The organism is Sphingobium sp. B2 (genome assembly GCF_007693735.1).
Lineage (GTDB): Bacteria > Pseudomonadota > Alphaproteobacteria > Sphingomonadales > Sphingomonadaceae > Sphingobium > Sphingobium xenophagum.
Window position 1 is genome coordinate 1,377,989 of the sequence record NZ_VDBZ01000001.1, and the last position, 18,588, is coordinate 1,396,576.

The following is an 18,588-nucleotide window of genomic DNA, read 5'->3' on the forward strand; positions in this document are numbered from 1 at the left end:
AGCCAGCACAGCGCGCTAGGAAGCGAGGCGACGGAAGGGTGGCAGAGTGGTCGATTGCAGCGGTCTTGAAAACCGCCGATGTGCAAGCATCCGTGGGTTCGAATCCCACCCCTTCCGCCAAGATGGCGCGTGTACCAACGCATTTCGGATATTTCATATTAGGGCGTATATCCGTTTTTAACCGTATCTGGTGCATGCACCGGTCATGGCTACACAACTGCTCCAACCTGTTAGGTTCTCCGCCGTTCGGGTTCCTTTGTCTGGAATCAGCATTCCGCCGCTCTGGCTCGCGCTTGGGTTGCTGGGAATGATGGAAATTGGATGGCTGTTGATGTCTCCCCTTCGACTGTCGGCAGACAGTTGGAAAGTGCTGAACGTCATGCTGCCCTTTGTCGTTATAGGCAGTTGGGGCGCTTTCCGCCTAGCTGATCGACCGCGGTTACATATGCTTTGCCGGGGCGGTGCGTTCATGTTGATCGCATGGCCTGTACTTCGTTTGTACAATCATTTGACCATGTCGATCGCCTACCCATTCGCCGATAACTGGCTCGCGGCGGCGGATTCCTTCTTGCGTTTCGATTGGTTGCAGTATGCCTTGATGCTCGACAGGCACCCCACGCTGATTCAGTTGATGGACTATAGCTATACAGGCCTAAGCACTTATTCGATTGGCCTTTTCGTCATTCTTCTGCTTGGCCGCGATCCGACCCGACGATGCCAGGAATTGATGGTGCTGTTTTTTACTAGCGCCTTGATATGTTCATCGGTGGGAATGCTATTTCCTGCTACAGCAGCCGCATTCCATTACCGACCTCAGAGCGCGCTGTTCCACAATGTGGATCCGTGGGTTGGAATCTATCATATGCGCCATTTGCTGGCGTTACGAACAGAGCCGCAGCATGTGCTGGATCTGAACAACTTGCCTGGATTAGTTACATTCCCGTCATTTCATACAGCCATGGGAATTATCGCGATCTATTGTTCTCGCGGTACGCCTTGGTTGTTTTGGCCATCATTGATCATCAACATTTTGATGATCAGTTCGACGCCGCTGTTCGGCTCTCACTATTTGATCGATGTTATTGCTGGAGCGGTTGTTGCTCTTGGAACGATTTTGTTTATTCGTCGGCCTCGCGATGCTCAGGCGTAGGTTCCGGGCGCAATCCGTTTCAGGCTGATTTCGCGTTGCGGGGTTGGGTCCACGGTGCTGACCGATGGCTCGGCGATCACCGCCAATGGGTCTATCTCTCGGCTCAGTAACAGGCCGCAACGCTCCACGCCGCACCAGATCACCGTGCCACATACTTCCAGATAGTCGGCAATCACCGTAACGCGCGCGCCGATCGGCGGCAGATACAGACCGGTGACGAGCGCGCCGTAGGAAGAGATATTGAGGATGGTGACAGGTTCGGTGACGCCGTCCCATAAAAGCGTCGCGCGGGCATTGGCTATGAAGCGGCTTTCGCGGCGACGTTGGACCTGCGGCCTGTAGTGGATGCTGTTCATCGCTGACTCCCGGTTTCCCCCCAGGATCAGATGTGAATCTGTCGCAGCAATCTTGCAGAAGCGATAAGCGGGCTGGTTAACCGGGGGGCAGGTATGAACGGGCCTCTGCCCCCCGATTGGAAATCAGGCCAGCGCGCCGTGGCAATGCTTGTATTTCTGACCCGAACCACAGGGACACGGCGCATTGCGACTGATGTCCAGATTGGCGAATTCGCCGGCCGGAACCGCAGGCGCGCGCGGGATCGTCGTCGTGATCCCGCCAAATGTCCCCGCATCGAAATCGGCGCTGTTATCTTCGCCGGAGAAAGGATCGATATGGGTCGTGATGAAATCGGGTAGCACGGGCAGGTCGAATTCAGGCAGCGGCGCGTCCATGCGGAACTGCACCCGCGCGATCGATCCCGTCACATCCTCCCGGATATTTTCCAGCATCCGCTCGAACAGGGCAAAGGCTTCCTGCTTATATTCGTTGATCGGCGTCTTTTGCGCATAGGCGCGCAAATGCACGACCTGCCGCAGCGCATCGAGCGTCGAGAGATGCTCTTTCCAGTGATGATCCAGGCTCTGGAGAAGGATCGACTTTTCGATCATGTGCCAGTCCGCCGGATCGACCTCCCGCACCTTGTCCGCGACGGTTTCGTCGGCCAGGGCGGAGAGCCGTTCCTCGATCATTTCAGGGTCGACCGCATCTTCGGCCAGCCAGGCGTCGAAATCCGGCTCAAGGCCCAGAATTTCCAGCGTGCGCGCCTTCAGCTTGGCGATGTCCCATTGCTCGGGATAGGTGCCGGGCGGGCAACTGCTGCCGACAATGTCGTTGACGGTTTCATGGCGCATGTCGGTGACGACATCGTCGACCGTCTCTGCATCCATGATGTCAGACCGCTGCTCGTAAATCACCTTGCGCTGGTCGTTCATGACGTCGTCATATTCGACGACCTGCTTGCGAATATCGTAGTTGCGCGCCTCGACCTTCTTCTGCGCGGTCTCGATCGCCTTGCTCAGCCATTTGGACGGGGGCAGCGCTTCGCCATCTTCCAGGTTGGACCGGATCATCTTGGCGAACATCGTGTCCGGTCCAAAGATGCGCATCAGGTCGTCGTCCAGGCTGAGGTAGAAACGCGACAGGCCAGGATCGCCCTGACGCCCCGAACGACCGCGCAGCTGGTTGTCGATACGGCGGCTTTCATGCCGCTCGGTCGCCAGCACGAACAGTCCGCCCGCCGCCAGCACTTCGGCTTTCTCCGCCGCAATTTCCGCTCTGATCGCTTCGATCGCGGCGTCGCGCTCCGGCCCTTCGGGCATGTCGCGCAATTCATCCTCGACCCGCAGTTCCAGATTGCCGCCCAGCTGAATGTCGGTCCCGCGCCCGGCCATGTTGGTGGCGATCGTCACCACGCCCTTGCGCCCGGCCTGCGCCACGATGTGCGCCTCGCTCTCATGGAAGCGCGCGTTCAACACTGCGTGCGGCACGCCTTCCTGGTTGAGGAATTCGGATAGCATTTCGGACTTTTCGATCGACACGGTCCCGACCAGCACTGGCTGGCCCTTTTCCGAATGTTCCTTGATCGTGCGGGCAATGCCGCGGAACTTGTCCTCGATATTCTTGTAGAAACTGTCCTGCTCGTCGATCCGTTGCACCGGCTTGTTGGTGGGGATGGTGACGACGTTCATCTTGTAGATTTCGTAGAATTCGGTCGCTTCGGTGGAAGCCGTGCCGGTCATGCCCGAAATCTTGGGATACATGCGGAAATAATTCTGGAAGGTGACCGACGCCAGCGTCTGGTTCTCCGGCTCGATCTGGACGCCTTCCTTGGCTTCCACAGCCTGATGCAGCCCGTCGGACCAGCGGCGCCCGTCCATCATGCGGCCGGTAAATTCGTCGATGATGACGACCTTGCCGTCCTTGACGATATAATCGATGTCGCGGCGGAACATCACGACCGCGCGCAGCGCCTGGTTCACATGATGGACGACCTGCGTATTTTCAAAATCATAGAGGTTGCTGCCCTGCAGCAGCCCCGCCGCCTCCAGCAGCCGCTCGATCTTTTCGGTCCCCTCTTCGGTCAGGGTGACGGAACGCTGCTTCTCGTCCTTTTCATAATCGGATTCGTCGATCTGCTTCACGATCGCGTCGACCGCGACATAGAGTTCCGACTTGTCGTCGGTCGGCCCGGAAATGATCAGCGGCGTGCGCGCCTCATCGATCAGGATCGAGTCCACTTCGTCGACGATGGCGAAATTGAAGGGGCGCTGGACCATCGATGCGCGGTCATATTTCATATTGTCGCGCAGATAGTCGAAGCCCAGCTCGTTGTTCGTCGCATAGGTGATGTCGGCGGCATAGGCGGCGCGGCGCTGATCCTCGCTGATGTTCGGCACGATCACGCCGGTCGTCAGCCCCAGGAAGCGGTAGACCTGCCCCATCCATTCGCAGTCGCGGCTGGCCAGATAGTCGTTGACGGTAACGACATGGACGCCCTTGCCCTCCAGCGCGTTCAGATAGGTGGCCAGCGTCGCCACCAGCGTCTTGCCCTCACCCGTCCGCATTTCGGCGATTTCGCCGCGATGCAGGACGATACCGCCCACCATCTGCACATCGAAATGCCGCATGCCCAGCACCCGGACGGCGGCTTCGCGCACCGTTGCAAAGGCTTCCGGCAGCAGGTCGTCCAGCGTCTCGCCAGCGGCCAGCCGTTCACGAAAACGCACCGTCTGCGCTGCCAGATCCGCGTCGTTCAGCGCCTGAACCGATGGCTCGAACGAGGCGATCTTGTCGACGATCTTGCCCAGCGACTTCACATAGCGTTCGTTGGACGATCCGAAGATGGACTTGGCGAGGGCGCCGAACATGCAAATTCCTGACACAATAGGGAAGCGTGCCCCGAACAGAGACCACGCGCAGACATGCGCGGCGATTTAGGGAGCGCTCAACCGATAGTCAATCGAACGGTGCCGACGCATCGCGCAGCCGCCCCATGCAGCATGGGATCATGATGGTATCCGCCATGTTATCCGGCCATTATATGTGTCAGCCATCGCCATGCCAGATTCGTTCCGTGCAGGCTGGAACCGCGCACGTTCGCTCAGCAAACGGCATGTCGCCTCGTCCAAAACGGCATGGCCTGACGACGCGGTGATGACGCAGTGTTCGACATCCCCCACGGCGCTGATCGTCAGGCGGAAGCCTGACGTCCCCTGCCATCCGTTGCGCAGGGCTTCTGCCGGGTACTCAGAATCGCTCAGCCATCCGCCGGGGTTGGAGCTTGGCGCAGCACGATGAGGAGCGGCAGGCGAGGATGGCGCAGAAGCGCTCGGCTGGCTCTGTGGCTCCGAAGTTTGCCTGATGGGTCCGGCTTGCGGCAGAGGCGGCAGATCAACGTCGAATTGCTGCCGCCAGACCGCAACGGCGGCTGCCAGCAGCGCCATCGCGCCGATCGCGATAATGACCTCGCGGATACGTTGGTCCATATCTCTGCCCAGTTCCCCACTGTCTCCGGCGAACCAGATTGACGTCTCATGGGATTTCCATCATTCCGCGGCCATGAGCAAGCCCTCCCCCCTCGCCCCCGCCGCCTTTCCGGCCCTGCCTCCGATCGCAGGCGTGACGCTGCGTCGCGCCCGTGCCGGATACAAGGCGTGGGAGCGGTGCGATCTCACCTATGTCGAACTCGACGCAGGCACGGCGGTCGCTGGCGTGACGACGCAGAGCAAGTGCCCCTCCCCCGAAGTCGAATGGTGCCGGGATGCCATTCCGCTGGGGTCGGCGCGCGCACTCGTCGTCAATGCGGGCAATGCCAATGCTTTCACTGGCCATCGCGGTCGCGCGGCGGTGGAGGCGATCGCGGCCAAGGTCGCCAATCACCTTTCCTGCCAGCCCTCGGACATATTCGTCTCCTCGACCGGGGTGATCGGCGTGCCCTTGCCCATCGACAAGGCAGAGGCTGGTCTTGAAGCGGCCTTTGCCGCCGCCCCCTGCGGCTGGGAAGATGCCGCCAACAGCATCGGCACGACCGACACCTTCGCCAAGGGCGCCCATGTCTCCGCCATGATCGGGGGAACGCGGGTCGATCTGGTCGGCATCATCAAGGGGTCGGGCATGATCGCGCCGGATATGGCGACGATGCTCGGCTATATCTTCACCAATGCCGCGATCGACCCGGCGCTGCTGCAATCCATGCTCTCGGCCGCCAACACCCGCAGCTTTTCCTGCATCACGGTCGATAGCGATACGTCTACCAGCGATACGGTGCTGGCCTTCGCCACCGGCAAGGCAGGCAACGCGCCGCTGACCAGCATGGACGACACAGGCGCCGACGCCTTTGCCGCCGCGCTGGCCGATCTGTGCCGCCAACTCGCTCATCTCGTCGTACGCGATGGCGAAGGCGCGACCAAATTTGTCGAGATCAGTGTCGAGGGCGCGACCAGCGACGACAGCGCGCACAGGATCGCCCTGTCGATCGCCAACTCGCCGCTGGTCAAGACGGCGATCGCGGGTGAGGACGCCAATTGGGGCCGTGTCGTCATGGCGATTGGCAAGGCTGGCGAACCGGCTGATCGCGACCTGCTCTCCATCCGTTTCGGTGCGACTCAGGTGGCGACCGGGGGCCTGGCGGTGGCGGGCTATGACGAAGCGCCGGTTGCCGCGCATCTGAAGGGGCAGGACATCGTCATCGGCGTCGACCTGGGGCTGGGCGAGGGCCGCGCGACGGTGTGGACCTGTGACCTCACCCACGGCTATATTTCGATCAACGCGGACTATCGCAGCTGATGCTGGAGCTGCATGCCCCGGTCGTCGCGCTGATGCGCGATGTGGCCCGCAATGTCGTGATGCCCCGCTACCAAAATCTGGCGAGCAGCGAGATCAGTGAAAAGGCGGACGCCGACGATCTGGTCACCATCGCGGACAAGGAAAGCGAAATCAGGCTGGCCGAGGGGCTGGCCGCGATCCTGCCCGAAGCAGGCATTATCGGGGAGGAAGCCTGCGCCGCCGACCCTTCGATCCTCGACCGGGCGGGCGATGGTCTCAACTGGATCATCGACCCGATCGACGGCACCGGCAATTTCGCTGCCGGCAAGCCGCCGTTCGGCATCATGATCGCGCTGGCGGATGCCGGGACGACGCTGGCCGGCTGGATTCTCGATCCGATCAGCGGACGGCTGTGCCATGCGATGCTGGGCGGTGGCAGTCATATCGATGATGAACGGGTGCAGGCGCGCGAAAGTGGCGGTGCTTTGCCGATCGCGGCGCTGGCGGTCTATTTCATGACGCCGGACGAGCGCGCCGACATCGCCCTACGGTCGCAGGACAGGTTCGCGCTGGTCGATATTCCCCGCTGTGCGGCCGAACAATATCCCCGGCTGGTGCTGGGGCAGAATGATGTGTCGGTGTTCGCCCGCACCCTGCCATGGGACCATGCGGCGGGCACATTGTTCCTGAACGAAGCGGGCGGCTGCTGCCAGCGGCTCGATGGGACCGCCTATGTCGTGGGCGACATGCGCCGGGGTCTGCTCGGCGCATCCTCGCCAAGGCTGTGGGACATGGCGGCGGAACTGCTGTTTCGCTGATCATCCGGACGTCGTATCCGTTACGACGCCCGGACCACCTGATCAGAGGGCGCCTTCGATCCAGCTCTTGAGCGCGCTCTTGGGCGCTGCGCCAACCTTGGTCGCCGCCGGTTCGCCGTTTTTGAACAGGATCATCGTCGGGATGCCGCGCACGCCATATTGACCCGGCGCATCGGGATTTTCGTCGATATTGACCTTGGCGATCGTCAGCTTGTCACCCAGCTCGTCGGAGATTTCCTCCAGCGCCGGGCCTATCATCTTGCACGGGCCGCACCATTCGGCCCAGAAATCGACAAGCACGGGCTTGTCGGAATCGATCACGTCAGCCTTGAAGCTGCTGTCGGTAACTGCCTTGGTGGCCATGACTATAATCTCCTTGTCTTGAAGCGGTATCTAGGGCGTGCACGCATCCGGCTCAACGGGTCAGAGCGGCAAATTCTCCTGCGCGGCAACAAAGCCCGGCTTGTGCGCTGCCAGCAAGGCAGGCGGCAGGGTGATGAGCCGTGCGGCGCTGGTGTAAAGCAGTCCCACTTCGATCGTCCGGTCGGGGAAGATGACGGCCAGTGCGGCGGCATAGGCGGCCATCTGACGGACATGTGCCGTGGGCACCTCGTCCACGCCGATTGGCGCGATCCGTCCGGTCTTGAAGTCCACCAACTGGATGCGATCCGGGCCAACACATAGCCGGTCCACAGTCCCGGCGATCACCGCTTCGCCAACCACCGCCGCAATAGGCGCTTCGGCGAGCGCATTGGGGCTGAACAGGTCGGCAAACTCGGGTGCTTCGATCACCTGTAGCGCCTGCGCGACAATATCCTGCCGAACCGCCGCATCGTCCGCCCCCTGCTGCAGCAGCCAGCGGTCGGCGGCGTCCCAGCGACGTTCAGGCTCGACACCTGGCAACCGTTCGAACAGGGCATGGAGCCATCGCCCACGCTCCGCAGCCGCGCGCATCGCGGGAGTGGGCGGCGGATAAGGCACGTCGTCCTCGACCGGCGCGGACGGGGCGAGCGGACGCGGCGGGCGCGCTTCCACTGGCGCGGGCCGACGCAGCCAGTCGGGTATGTCGGCGGCGACTTGCTCCTGAGGGGCTTCCGGCTCTGCCTTCCGCGATGGCAAATCCTGCGTCCCCAGCCAGCGCCGCCTTGCGCCCCATAGCGGGTCCGCCTCCCACTCCGCGCCCAGCGAAGCCATCGCGCCTTCCACCGCCGCGAACCAGCTTTCAGCCTTCACTTCGCCCTTCGCCCTTGGTCCCAGCGATCCGGCGACGATCAGTTTTTCCTCTGCGCGGGTCAGGGCGACATAGAGCAGTCGCCAATGCTCCTCCCGCTCGACGGCGGCGGCCTGCTCGGCCACCTCGCCGATCGGCCCCTGCCGCTCCGGCTTGCGCGGGGCAAGGATAGGCAGGCCGTTCCACAGCAGCGCATCCGCGCGATTGCCCGCATCGGGATCAAGGCAGGCATCGGCCAATATGACGACGGGCGCCTGCAACCCCTTGGCGCCGTGCACCGTCAGCAGGCGCAGCATGTCGCCCTGCCCCGCCGCATCGCGCACGATGTCGACCTCGCCCCGGTCGAACCAGTCGATGAAGCGCTGGAGCGAGGGATGGTCGTCACTCTCGAACGCCAGCGCCGCGTTGAGCAGTTCCTCGATCGGATCGACCGCTTCGGCTCCCAGCCGTTCGATCAGGCGGCGGCGGCCATCCATCGGCCCCGACAATATCCCCTCCAGATAGCGATAGGGCGTCGTCAGGTCCGCGACCGCCAGCAAATCGCGTAAGGGTTTGAGCGTTTCTTCGTCCTGCGTCTGGAGCAGGTGCCGCCACAGCCCTGTCTTGCGCCCGATCAGCCGGTGCATCAATTCGTCCTGGGTCCAGCCGATCAGCGGCGAAACCAATAGCGACGCCATGTTCAACTCGTCGTCGGGTTGCACCGCAAAGCGCAGCGCCGCCAGCAGATCGCGCACCGCCAGCGGCGCATTGAGCCGTAGCCGGTCGATCCCGGCAACCGCCACCTTCTCCTCATAAAGCCGCGCTACGATCAGCCGGGCCAGTTCGCTGCGGCGACGGACCAGGATCATGATGTCCCCTGCCCGCACCGGACGCCCCCGGCTTTCGAGCATCACCCCGTCGTCGATCCATTGCCTGATCTGTTGCGCGATCTTCTGCGCCAGCACCCGCTCCTGATCGGCGGCCCAATCCTCCTCGCCCTCGGCCTCGCCGGACAGGTTGGCGACGACCGGCTTCCACAGCAGCACTTCGCCCGGATGGCGGTTGGCGCTGATATGATGGACGTCACCCGACTCCAGCCCCAGCCGATCGGCGCGCAGGGTCGAAATGGTGCGGTCCACCACGTCCAGCACCGCCGGGGTGGAACGAAAGCTCTGGTCGAGGGACAGGTTGTGAAAATCATGGCCGCTATTGTCGGCATCCCGCTGGAACAGGATTTGCGCCGCCGCGAAATTGGCTGGGCTGGTCCCCTGAAAGCCGAAAATGGCCTGCTTGAAATCGCCGACGGTGAAGATTGTCCGCACCTTGTCGCCCGGCTGCCACTCGCTTGCGAAAAATTCCTCCGCCAGCGTCCTTACGATGCGCCATTGGGCGGCGTTGGTATCCTGCGCCTCATCCACCAATATATGGTCGATCCGCTGGTCCAGCTTGTAACGAATCCATTCCGCAATCCCGTCCTGCTCCAGCAGCGCGGCGGCGCGGGCGATCAGGTCGTCGAAATCCACAGCACCGGCCAGTTGCTTGGCCTGCGCATAGGCCCGCGCATAGGCCCGCCCGGCATGGAGCACCTGCCCCAGCAGCGCCGCATAATCGGCGCGCAGCTTCATCGCGATCAACTCGGCGCAGCGGTCGTAGAGCCGGGTCGCCATTTCGGCATAGCCATCGACCGGCGGCACCCACCCCTTCGTCAGCATGATCTCGCCATCCGCCTTGGCCCAAGCGCGATGCAGGTCGGACAGGGTGGCGGCCCGGCCTGCCGGGTCAAGCGCGCGCCACGCGGCAATCCGGTCGCACCGTTCCAGCCCGCGGCTCTTGCCCCATTGCACATTCACCTGCACGATCTGGTCGAGCGTGCGCATATCGAAGCTTGCGTCCGCGCATTGGTCGGCCAGCCATTGATCGATGTCGCCCTCCGGCAGGCCAAGTTCGGCCATGACCCAGGGGGTGATCGCATCGGGCAGATATTCCAGTGCGTCGCCCTTTGCCGCGCACCGCAGAAGATAGTTTTCCGCCCCACCCTCGCCCAGCCGCAGGCTGATCGCCTGAAACGCCGCGAACAGCGCATCGTCGCCCTTCTCATGCGCGCGCACCACCATGTCGGCCAGCGTCTGCCGGGCGAGATTGGTCTGTTCGCGCTGGTCCAGCGGCCTGAAGCCGGGCGTCAGGTCCGCCTCCAGCGGAAAGGCGGTCAGCAATTGCTGGCAAAAGCCATGGATCGTCTGGATACGCAGCCCGCCGCCGGTCGACTCCAGCACTTCGGCAAACAACCGTCGGGCAACGTCCAGCGTTTCTGGACCAAAATCTTCCCCCAAGGCTTTCAGGTCGGCAGCGAGCGAGGGCCCGTCCATCTGCACCCAGGCGGCGAGCCGATCATGGATGCGATCAGCCATTTCCGCCGCGCCTGCCTTGGTAAAGGTCAGGCACAATATATTTTCCGGCCGTACGCCTTGCAGCAGCAGGCGGAACACACGTGCGGTCAGCACATGGGTCTTGCCGGTCCCTGCCGACGCCGACAGCCAGACATGCGCGTCCGGTGCGGCGGCGCGGGCTTGGTTGCCCTGCAAGGGTTGCAGCGCCTTAGCCATCGTCGCGGCCATACCATTCCTCCAGCCGCGTCAGCTGGTCATAATCGCCATAATTGGCGACTTCGGGGTTGATTTCCGCACGGAAGGGCGCCGTCCCCAGCAGGAAGGCCTGCGCCAGTTCTTCAAACTGTTGATGGACCCTGTCGGTAAACTGGTCCGTGACGATCTTGTTGCGCGCGCCCATCGGATCGACCGGGCTTTCGCGATAGCCGAACTGATCGCCCTTCTTGGCAAGCGACCAATATTCAAAGCCCCCGGCTGTCCTGTTCCCGGTAATGCCGTCAAACCCGCCATTTTCGGCGATTACGCCCAGCAGCCCCAATTGCAGCGCAAAGCCCGCCTTTACCTGCGCCGCGCTGGGCGGCTTGCCGGTCTTGTAATCGATAATGCCCAGCGTGCCGTCGGGCAGGCGGTCGATCCGGTCCGCCTTGCCCATCAGCGTCACCTCGGCAATGTCCGCGCGCCCTTCCTTTTCGACGGCAAGGATGGTGCGTCCTTCCGCCTTGTCGCGCACCACTTCCGCCGCGATCCATCGGATCGCCTCGATCAGGCGCGGCTGCCAGAGCGCGCGCAGCAGCGGATGGACCTCTGGCCGGTCGAACATGGCGCGCGCGCGCGCTTCCAGATCGACGGGGTCCAGTATCCCGGCCTCCGCCCACTGCTGCAGGATGTCATGCACCGCCGTTCCGCGCCAGGCCGGTCCGGCATCGGCATCGACCGGATCGAGCCGTGCGAGCCGCAGTATGCGCCGGGCGTAGAATGCGAAAGGATCGGCCTTCAGCCGGTCCACATCAGTGACGGGGATGACGGTTGGGCGAACCGAGGCAGGCGGCGCGGGTGCGGGGCGGCCGACAGGGTTATGGATAGCGGGCGTATCGAGGGCGCGCGCCAGCACGGCATAGCTATCCGCCACTTTCCATTGCGGCCCGGCCATAGCCTTCAGCCGCAACCAGAGCCGCGACGCCACCGCCGGGCCACCACTCCCGCGTTTCGCGCGCGTGATCAGAACATGGGGCGCACCCAGCGCACTGGCGAAATCATGGGCCGCCAGGCCAATGCGCGTCTCCACCCCCGGCAAGCCCAGTTCCCGCCGGATACGCGGCGCCAGCCACGGATCGGGCGCGGGCAGGCCGGGCCATGTGCCTTCGTTCAGGCCGCCCAATATCATCAGATCCGCCTGTACCAGTTGCGCCTCGATCAGCCCCAATATCGCAATGCGCGGGTGGCCACCCTGCGGCGGACGCACCGACACGCCGCCCAGCACATGATCGAGCAGCACCGGCAGCGCGCGCATGTCCGCCTGGCGCGGGCCGTCATCGGCGGCACCCTCCATCTCGGCGAACAGATCGGCGGCGGCATGCCCCTGATGCCCCGCCCAGACGGCGTCCCCCGTCAGCGCGCCCGCCTGCTCGCGGATCGCGGCCAATTGCGTGGCAAGATCGGTTGCGACGGCAAAGGCCCGTTCCAGCGGTTCCAGCAAGGCGCGCGCGGCGGGCCACCAGTCGCGCACCTGTCCGCGTATGGTCCGCTGGCGATCATCATCGCGCGGCATCAGCAGCAGGTCGATCCCCGCCAGTCCCGCCTGCGGCCTTGGCCCGCGTAACAGCAGGTCGAGCGCGCGCACACCCTCCAGCCATGCCAGCCGCCCTTCGCCCCGCAGGACCAGCGGATGTTTAAGCAATGTCAGCAGCGGGACCGGCGCGAACCGTTCCGCCACCGCCTGCGCTATCGCGATCAGCAAGGTGCCGGGCGGCAAGCGTGAAAGCGGCAAACCCGCCGAATCGTCCGCCTCTATGCCCCAGCGCTTGAGATGCGCAGATACGCGCGTCGCCAGTTGCCGGTCGGGCGTCACCAGCGCGGCGGTGCGCTTCTCCGTCTCCAGCGCCTCGCGCAGGGCGATGGCGATGGCCTGCGCTTCCTCGCCCGGCGTCGCCACTTCCAGCGCAGCGACCCCCGCCAGCGAACGGTCTGCGGTCTTCAGGTCACGCCAGCGACTGGTGAGCCGGGGCGGCAGCATTGCGTTGGAGATATTGCGCCCGCGCACTGCCCGCGCATCATGCTCGCTGCCCCAGCGCCATTGCGCCACATCGTCACGGGTCGCGCTCATGGCGTGGAGCAGCCGTTTCAGCGCATATTGCGGATGGCTTTCATGCCCGGCGGGTGCCAGGCCGGTGACGGGATCGGGATCGAAGGGGCCGATCGCCTGCCACGCTTCGTCGTCCATATGCTGGTCCAGCCCGGCGAACACGACCATGCCGCCCGGCATTTCGCCTATCCGGCGCAACAGCCCCGCGACCGCCGGAGCCGTCGACGCAATGCCCGCCGCCACGACAAAGCCCGACGGCGGATGATCCCGCCAGCGCGCCGCCAGCCGGTCGAACAGCTGGTTGCGCCGCTCGGTCAGGTCCATGCAGCCCAGCCGCGCCAGTTCATCGGGCCAGCGGGCGATCACGATCTCGAACAGATGGAGCGAGGTTTGCCAGTGTCGCGACAATTCGTCGGACAGGCTGATGTCGCGCAGCGCCGTGACTGGCACCCGCTCCACCTGCATCTGATCCAGCACCGCGCCCAGCGCCTGCCCCAGTTGCAGCGCCTGCCCGGCGTCAATATCGCCCTTCACCTGCTGCACCATCCGCGCCAGGATCATCTGGCGGCGCATCGGCGCAATCGCCGGGGGCAGCGCGTCCCCCTCCCCCAACGGCTCGAGCGCGCTGCCGACCTGCTCGCCAATATCCGGGTCGCCGATGGCCACCAGACGCGGCAGCAACAGCCCCCCGCCCGACGCGCGCACGAACGCATCGCTGACCGCGCGGACCGCGCGATTGCTGGGCAGCAGGATCATGCCCTGCGCCAACGCCATCGGATCGCCGCCATGGCGCGCCAACAGGCCCGCAACCAGCGCATCGGAAAAGGCGCGGTGCGCCGGGATGGAAAATAGCGCGGGGCGCGTGCGATCACCCATGGGTGATCATGGATTCCACGACAGGGATGGCTTTGGGCGTACCGACATCGAACCACAGGCCCTGATGCGAAACGCCATAGAGCCGTCCCGCCTCGATCGCCCGGTCCCAGAAAATATTGGTCGAAAATACGTCACCGGGCGGATCGCGCAGCAGCGCGGGCGACATGATCTGTACGCCGGTAAAGACGAACGGCGCGACATGGGCCGTCTTGCGCCGCGTCAGCCGACCGCTGGCGTCCATATGAAAATCGCCCTGGCCAGTATGGCAGTGCGCGCGCGCGAGCGGTACCAGCAGCAGCAGCGCATCCATCCTGTCCGGGTTCCAGATGCGCTGCATCATTCCCAGCGTTTCCTGTGGCCCGTCGATCCACAGATTGTCGCTATTGGCGCAGAAAAAGGGTTTGTCGCCCAGCAGCGGCGCGGCATGGATCAGGCCGCCGCCGGTTTCCAGCAATTTGGCGCGCTCATTGGAGACGGCAAACGCCATGGCGCCCTTGCGCGTGCGCAAATGCGCTTCGACCGTGTCGGCGAGATAATGGACATTGACGATCACCTTGCGGATGCCGCCAGCCTCCAGCCGGTCGAGCGCATGGTCCATCAGCGGCTTGCCAGCCACCTTGACCAGCGGCTTTGGCCGGGTGGCGGTGAGCGGACGCATCCGCTTGCCAAGCCCCGCCGCCATCAACATCGCTGTGTCGATCATGCCGGGGCGAACTCCACCAGCGCCCTATGGCGTTGATCGGCCGGTATGTTGGCGGCGAACCATTGCGCCACCGGTTCCAGCGCCGGGTGCGCCAGATCGCGCTCCAGCAAATCCCACATGCGCGGCAGGAAGCTGAGATAACGCGGCTTGCCATCGCGCTGCCAAAGGCGGGTGAAGATGCCGATAATCTTGGCGTTCCGCTGCGCGCCCAGCACCGCATAGGCGGCGTCGAAATCGGGCGGCGGCGCGGCAATCGCCTTGTATCGCGCCAGCATCGCTGCCTCGACCTGCGGCGGCACATCGCGCCGCGCATCCTGCAACAGCGACACCAGATCATAGGCGGGATGCCCGGCAAGCGCGTCCTGAAAATCGAGCAGGCCCAGGCCGTGGGACGTCGCCCGGTCGATCAGCATGATATTTTCTGCATGATAATCGCGCAGCACCGTGACGGTCGGGCTGGCGGACTGTTCGACGATCGGCAGCACCGCATCCCATGCCGCGACATAGGCGTCCTGATCGACCGTCAGGCCGATCGCCGGGCAATACCATTGCGTCAGCAAATCGACTTCGCGCTGATAGACCGCGCGGTCATAGGGCGGCACGGGTGCTGCGGGCAAACGGTGGAGGTCCGTCAGCAAATCGATCGCGCGGCCATAGACCGCAAGTTCCGCGTCCGGCTGATCGTCCAGATGTTCCTTGACCCGCAGATTGCCGAAGTCCTCTATGAGCACCAGCCCCTCTTCCAGATCGCGGGCCAATATCCGTGGCGCGGCAAAGCCGTCCGCCAGCAGATGTTCAGCGATAGCGATGAATGGGCGCGGGTCTTCATGCGGCGGTGGCGCATCCATCAGCACCGCGCGGCGTCCGCCGTCGACGACACGGAAATAGCGGCGGAAGGATGCATCGCCTGCCAGCGGCACGATGGCGGCGTCGCCCCATCCGGCTTGGCCAAGGAAAGCGGGCGCGGCGGCCGGGGGGATCATATCTGTGACCATCGCTCCGTCCAAGCGTCGGGCACGTCCGCTGTCAAGCGCCGAGCGCCATCCCCTTCAATCGCAATGCTCAAACGCAGCGCATGCGGCCATAGCCGCGTACCCAGCCGGTCAGGCCATTCAACGATCAACAGACTGTCCATCAGATAGTCGCCCAGCGCCAGTTCCTCCGTATCCTCCGGCGTGTCGAGCCGATAGAGATCGACATGGGCGACCGGCAATCGCACTTCCGGCACGTCATAGGGCTGCACGATCGCAAAGCTGGGACTGGGCGCTTCGCCCGCCAACCCCAACGCTTCCAATATACCGCGCGCCAGCGTCGTCTTGCCCGCCCCAAGCCCCCCTTCAAGCGCAATGACATCGCCGATTCGCACATGGGTGGCGATGCGATGGCCAAGGTCCAGCATCGCAGCTTCATCGACCAGATACAGCGCCACGTCAGCCACGGGGCAACTCGATCACCACCATCGTCCCCTGACCCGGCTGCGACACCAGTTCCAGCGTCCCGCCATGGGCCTGCGCCAGCTGGCGGGCGAGCGGCAAGCCGATCCCGGCCTTGCCCCCGCTACGTGCCTGTCGGGCGCGGGCTGCCGGATCGAACAGCAATTTCTGCTGTACCGCCGGGATGCCGGGCCCATTGTCGGAAATGACGATCCGGGCACGATCAGCACCACCATCGCCATGCAGCAGTACGCGCGCGCTCCTGCCGCCATAACATATGGCATTTTCGAGCAGATGATCGATCGCCTGCCCGATCCGGCGGGCGTCCCCCTCCACCTGACCCAGGCTGGGGTCGATCGTGACGGCCAGGTCTATCCCCTTGGCGTTGGCGTCGGCGCGGACACGATCGGCGCTCGCACGGGCAACCGCTGCCAGATCGACGGGCGCACGATCGATCGGCAACGTCCCCGCCTCGCCCTGCGTCAGGTCCAGCACATTGTCGATCAGCATGGACAGGCGGCCTGTGCTTTGCAGTATGCCATCGACATAGTCCTTGGCCGATGCGCTGAGTTCCCCGGCATAGCCCGCGCTCATCATCTCGGCAAAGCCGGCAATGGTGGTCAGCGGCGTACGCAGTTCGTAGCTCATATTGGTGACGAAGGCGGTCTTGACTTCATCGGCTTGTTCCAGCGCCACATTGCGGTCGCGCAGTACCTGTTCGACGCGGCGGCTGTCGGTCACGTCCAGCATGGTGAAAAGCGCATTGCCGTCTGGCAACGGGATGGCGGCAAATTCGAAGGTTCGCCCGTCAGCAAAACCGACATGGCCGATCCGCTGCTTGCGTTCGACCGTCGCCGCGCGGACAAGTTCGCGCACCAGATTGGACTGTTGCGGCTTGGCCAGTCGTTCCTGCACCGCGCGCATCAGGTCATCTATGCGCGGATGGGTCGCCAGCATTTCCTCATCCGCGCCCCACACGGTGCGGAACCGGCTGTTCCACATCTGAAGGCGACCGTCGGACGAAAAGACGCCAATCGATTCGAACAGATTGTCGAACGTCGCCGTCCGTACGCGCAGCAGCGTATCGCGCGCGCTCGAAAGCTGCACCTGCTCGGTCCGGTCCTCGAAGATCAGCAGCAGGCCGCCATCGGGAAGAGGCTGGGCATAGACACGCAAATGGGTGCCATCCTGCAACAGCCAGTTTTCCTCGACCGGATCGGGGGACAGGAACCAGTCGCGCCGTTCGCCGCGCCATGCCGGAAAGTCGCGATGTTCCGGCAGGCGGCGAGCGTCGCGCATCTGGTCCAGCACCCGTTCGAACAGGGGTGCGTCGGCCAGTTGGTCCTGATGCAGGCCGAACAGGCTGATGAAGGGCTGGTTCCAGAAGCGGAGCGCCCGGTCCGGGCCAAATCTGGCGACGCCTGCGGACAGGCGATCGAGCAAGTCGCGCTGCGCCGCCTCCAGACGGCGATGTTCGACCCGTGCCTGTTCCAGTTGATGCTGGTCGACGGCATAGCCCGCGACGCCAGCCTCGCCCAGCGGCACGTCGACCACGCGCATGGTGCGCCGCTCGCCGTCGATCGTCGCAGGGACCATGCGTTCGATTGGCTCACCGCGCGCCAATGCGTCGGCGGCGGCGGCCTGCGGCGTCAGGCCGCCCACCGCCTCGACCAGTTCGACGCCACTGCCGATCACTTCGCGCGCATCGGCACCATCGACCGCGCGGACATAGGCGCTGTTGACCAGGCTCAGGCGCAAGTCCGGGGTGCGGTGCCACATCGGGAAGGGTGCAGCCTCGACCAGTCCCGCCAGCGCTTCCAGCGCATCGCGCAACTGGTCGACCTGGCCTTTGAGCGCCTGGATTTCGGACTGGCTGTCGGTCGCGTCGAATATCCACAGCACGACGCCACCGTTTGACGCCAGGCCGGGCGATGCAGGCGCGCCGCGGACCAGCAGCAGGCGTGACGACCCGACACCGCGCACCGGCAGGGCAAAGCTCTTGCCCGCCTTTTGCGCAGACGCGATTTCGCGCGCCAGCGCTGCGGCATCGTCGGGTTCCAATCCCCCGTCGGCAGCGATCAGTTCAGATGCAAAGGTCGGGACGCGGGGCTTGCCCAGCCATTTGGCGAGACGATCAGCCGCTTCCAGCTTGCCATCAGGGTGAATGACCACCGGGGCGGCCGGTGCGGAAGCGAGCAGCATGGCAAGGCGATCGAGCTTACCCTGCGCCTGCATCCCCTCGCGTCGCATCCGCTGTCCGCTGGCCAGCGCCCACACCGCGGCGCCCAGCCACAGGGCCAGCACGATGCCCAATATGATGGCGGCCATGGGGGTCAGCGTCATTGCGCCCTCTGCTCCCATTTCCGCCGAAACTGCGTGTCGCTATTCATAATCATGCCCGGACTAACGCAAGTCGGGCGCAGCGGGAAGAAGGCGATGCAAAGAATTGAGGCCAGCGCGTAAAAGCAGACCAAAACAAATCCTCCCCCTTGCGGGGGAGGTGGCAGCACGGCGTGCTGATGGAGGGGTGTCGCCCTATCGAAAGCAGGACACCCCTCCGTCTGGCCTGCGGCCCGACACCTCCCCTTAAAGGGGAGGATGGTCGC

At 64.2% G+C, this 18,588-nt stretch carries 13 protein-coding genes and 1 tRNA gene; 4 read left to right on the top strand and 10 right to left on the bottom strand.

Going from position 1 to position 18,588, the window contains the following annotated elements; genetic code table 11:
• Nucleotides 1-32 precede the first annotated feature (32 nt).
• A tRNA-Ser gene (locus FE851_RS06780) sits at nt 33-120 on the top strand.
• An 85-nt stretch (nt 121-205) separates the two neighbouring features.
• Nucleotides 206-1,150 carry a phosphatase PAP2 family protein gene (locus FE851_RS06785; protein WP_145200932.1) on the top strand — a complete coding sequence of 315 codons (945 nt, stop codon included), beginning with the start codon at nt 206-208 and terminating at the stop codon, nt 1,148-1,150.
• Here the strand turns inward: FE851_RS06785 and FE851_RS06790 are convergent.
• The 3 genes from FE851_RS06790 to FE851_RS06800 all read right to left on the bottom strand — a co-directional run bounded on the left by FE851_RS06790 (nt 1,141) and on the right by FE851_RS06800 (nt 4,974).
• Nucleotides 1,141-1,506 (bottom strand): PilZ domain-containing protein, encoded by a 366-nt coding sequence (locus FE851_RS06790; protein WP_017184401.1) that lies wholly within the window; start codon nt 1,504-1,506, stop codon nt 1,141-1,143. The genes FE851_RS06785 and FE851_RS06790 overlap by 10 nt on opposite strands.
• Nucleotides 1,507-1,629: 123 nt before the next feature.
• Nucleotides 1,630-4,356 carry a preprotein translocase subunit SecA gene (secA, locus tag FE851_RS06795; protein ID WP_017184402.1) on the bottom strand — a complete coding sequence of 909 codons (2,727 nt, stop codon included), beginning with the start codon at nt 4,354-4,356 and terminating at the stop codon, nt 1,630-1,632.
• Between the two features lie 138 nt (nt 4,357-4,494).
• On the bottom strand, nt 4,495-4,974 hold the full coding sequence (locus tag FE851_RS06800; RefSeq protein ID WP_145200935.1) for an energy transducer TonB: 480 nt from the start codon (nt 4,972-4,974) through the stop codon (nt 4,495-4,497).
• A 73-nt stretch (nt 4,975-5,047) separates the two neighbouring features.
• Between FE851_RS06800 and argJ the strand changes: the two genes are divergently transcribed.
• A complete protein-coding gene (gene argJ, locus FE851_RS06805; protein WP_145200938.1) occupies nt 5,048-6,274 on the top strand; it encodes a bifunctional glutamate N-acetyltransferase/amino-acid acetyltransferase ArgJ in 1,227 nt (408 codons plus the stop codon).
• The gene (locus tag FE851_RS06810) at nt 6,271-7,071 is read left to right on the top strand and encodes an inositol monophosphatase family protein (RefSeq protein ID WP_167383154.1); all 801 of its coding nucleotides are present in this window, start codon (nt 6,271-6,273) and stop codon (nt 7,069-7,071) included. Before argJ ends, FE851_RS06810 begins: the two co-directional genes overlap by 4 nt.
• 42 nt (nt 7,072-7,113) lie before the next feature.
• Here the strand turns inward: FE851_RS06810 and trxA are convergent, their stop codons facing one another.
• The 7 genes from trxA to FE851_RS06845 are packed head-to-tail and all read right to left on the bottom strand — an operon-like array spanning nt 7,114 to nt 18,325.
• The gene (gene trxA, locus FE851_RS06815; protein ID WP_017184405.1) at nt 7,114-7,434 is read right to left on the bottom strand and encodes a thioredoxin TrxA; all 321 of its coding nucleotides are present in this window, start codon (nt 7,432-7,434) and stop codon (nt 7,114-7,116) included.
• 60 nt (nt 7,435-7,494) lie between these two features.
• Nucleotides 7,495-10,896, bottom strand: coding sequence for a double-strand break repair helicase AddA (gene addA / locus FE851_RS06820; RefSeq protein WP_145200941.1), 3,402 nt, complete (start codon nt 10,894-10,896; stop codon nt 7,495-7,497).
• Nucleotides 10,877-13,846 carry a double-strand break repair protein AddB gene (gene addB, locus FE851_RS06825; protein WP_145200944.1) on the bottom strand — a complete coding sequence of 990 codons (2,970 nt, stop codon included), beginning with the start codon at nt 13,844-13,846 and terminating at the stop codon, nt 10,877-10,879. Before addB ends, addA begins: the two co-directional genes overlap by 20 nt.
• Complete coding sequence (locus tag FE851_RS06830; protein ID WP_145200947.1) at nt 13,839-14,549, bottom strand: nucleotidyltransferase family protein; 711 nt, start codon at nt 14,547-14,549, stop codon at nt 13,839-13,841. Before FE851_RS06830 ends, addB begins: the two co-directional genes overlap by 8 nt.
• On the bottom strand, nt 14,546-15,532 hold the full coding sequence (locus FE851_RS06835) for an aminoglycoside phosphotransferase family protein (RefSeq protein WP_145200950.1): 987 nt from the start codon (nt 15,530-15,532) through the stop codon (nt 14,546-14,548). Before FE851_RS06835 ends, FE851_RS06830 begins: the two co-directional genes overlap by 4 nt.
• Nucleotides 15,529-15,987 (bottom strand): tRNA (adenosine(37)-N6)-threonylcarbamoyltransferase complex ATPase subunit type 1 TsaE, encoded by a 459-nt coding sequence (gene tsaE / locus FE851_RS06840; RefSeq protein WP_145200953.1) that lies wholly within the window; start codon nt 15,985-15,987, stop codon nt 15,529-15,531. Before tsaE ends, FE851_RS06835 begins: the two co-directional genes overlap by 4 nt.
• Nucleotides 15,980-18,325, bottom strand: a complete 2,346-nt coding sequence (locus FE851_RS06845; protein WP_107123931.1) for a PAS domain-containing sensor histidine kinase — start codon at nt 18,323-18,325, stop codon at nt 15,980-15,982. The genes tsaE and FE851_RS06845 overlap by 8 nt, the downstream gene beginning before the upstream one ends.
• Nucleotides 18,326-18,588 lie beyond the last annotated feature (263 nt).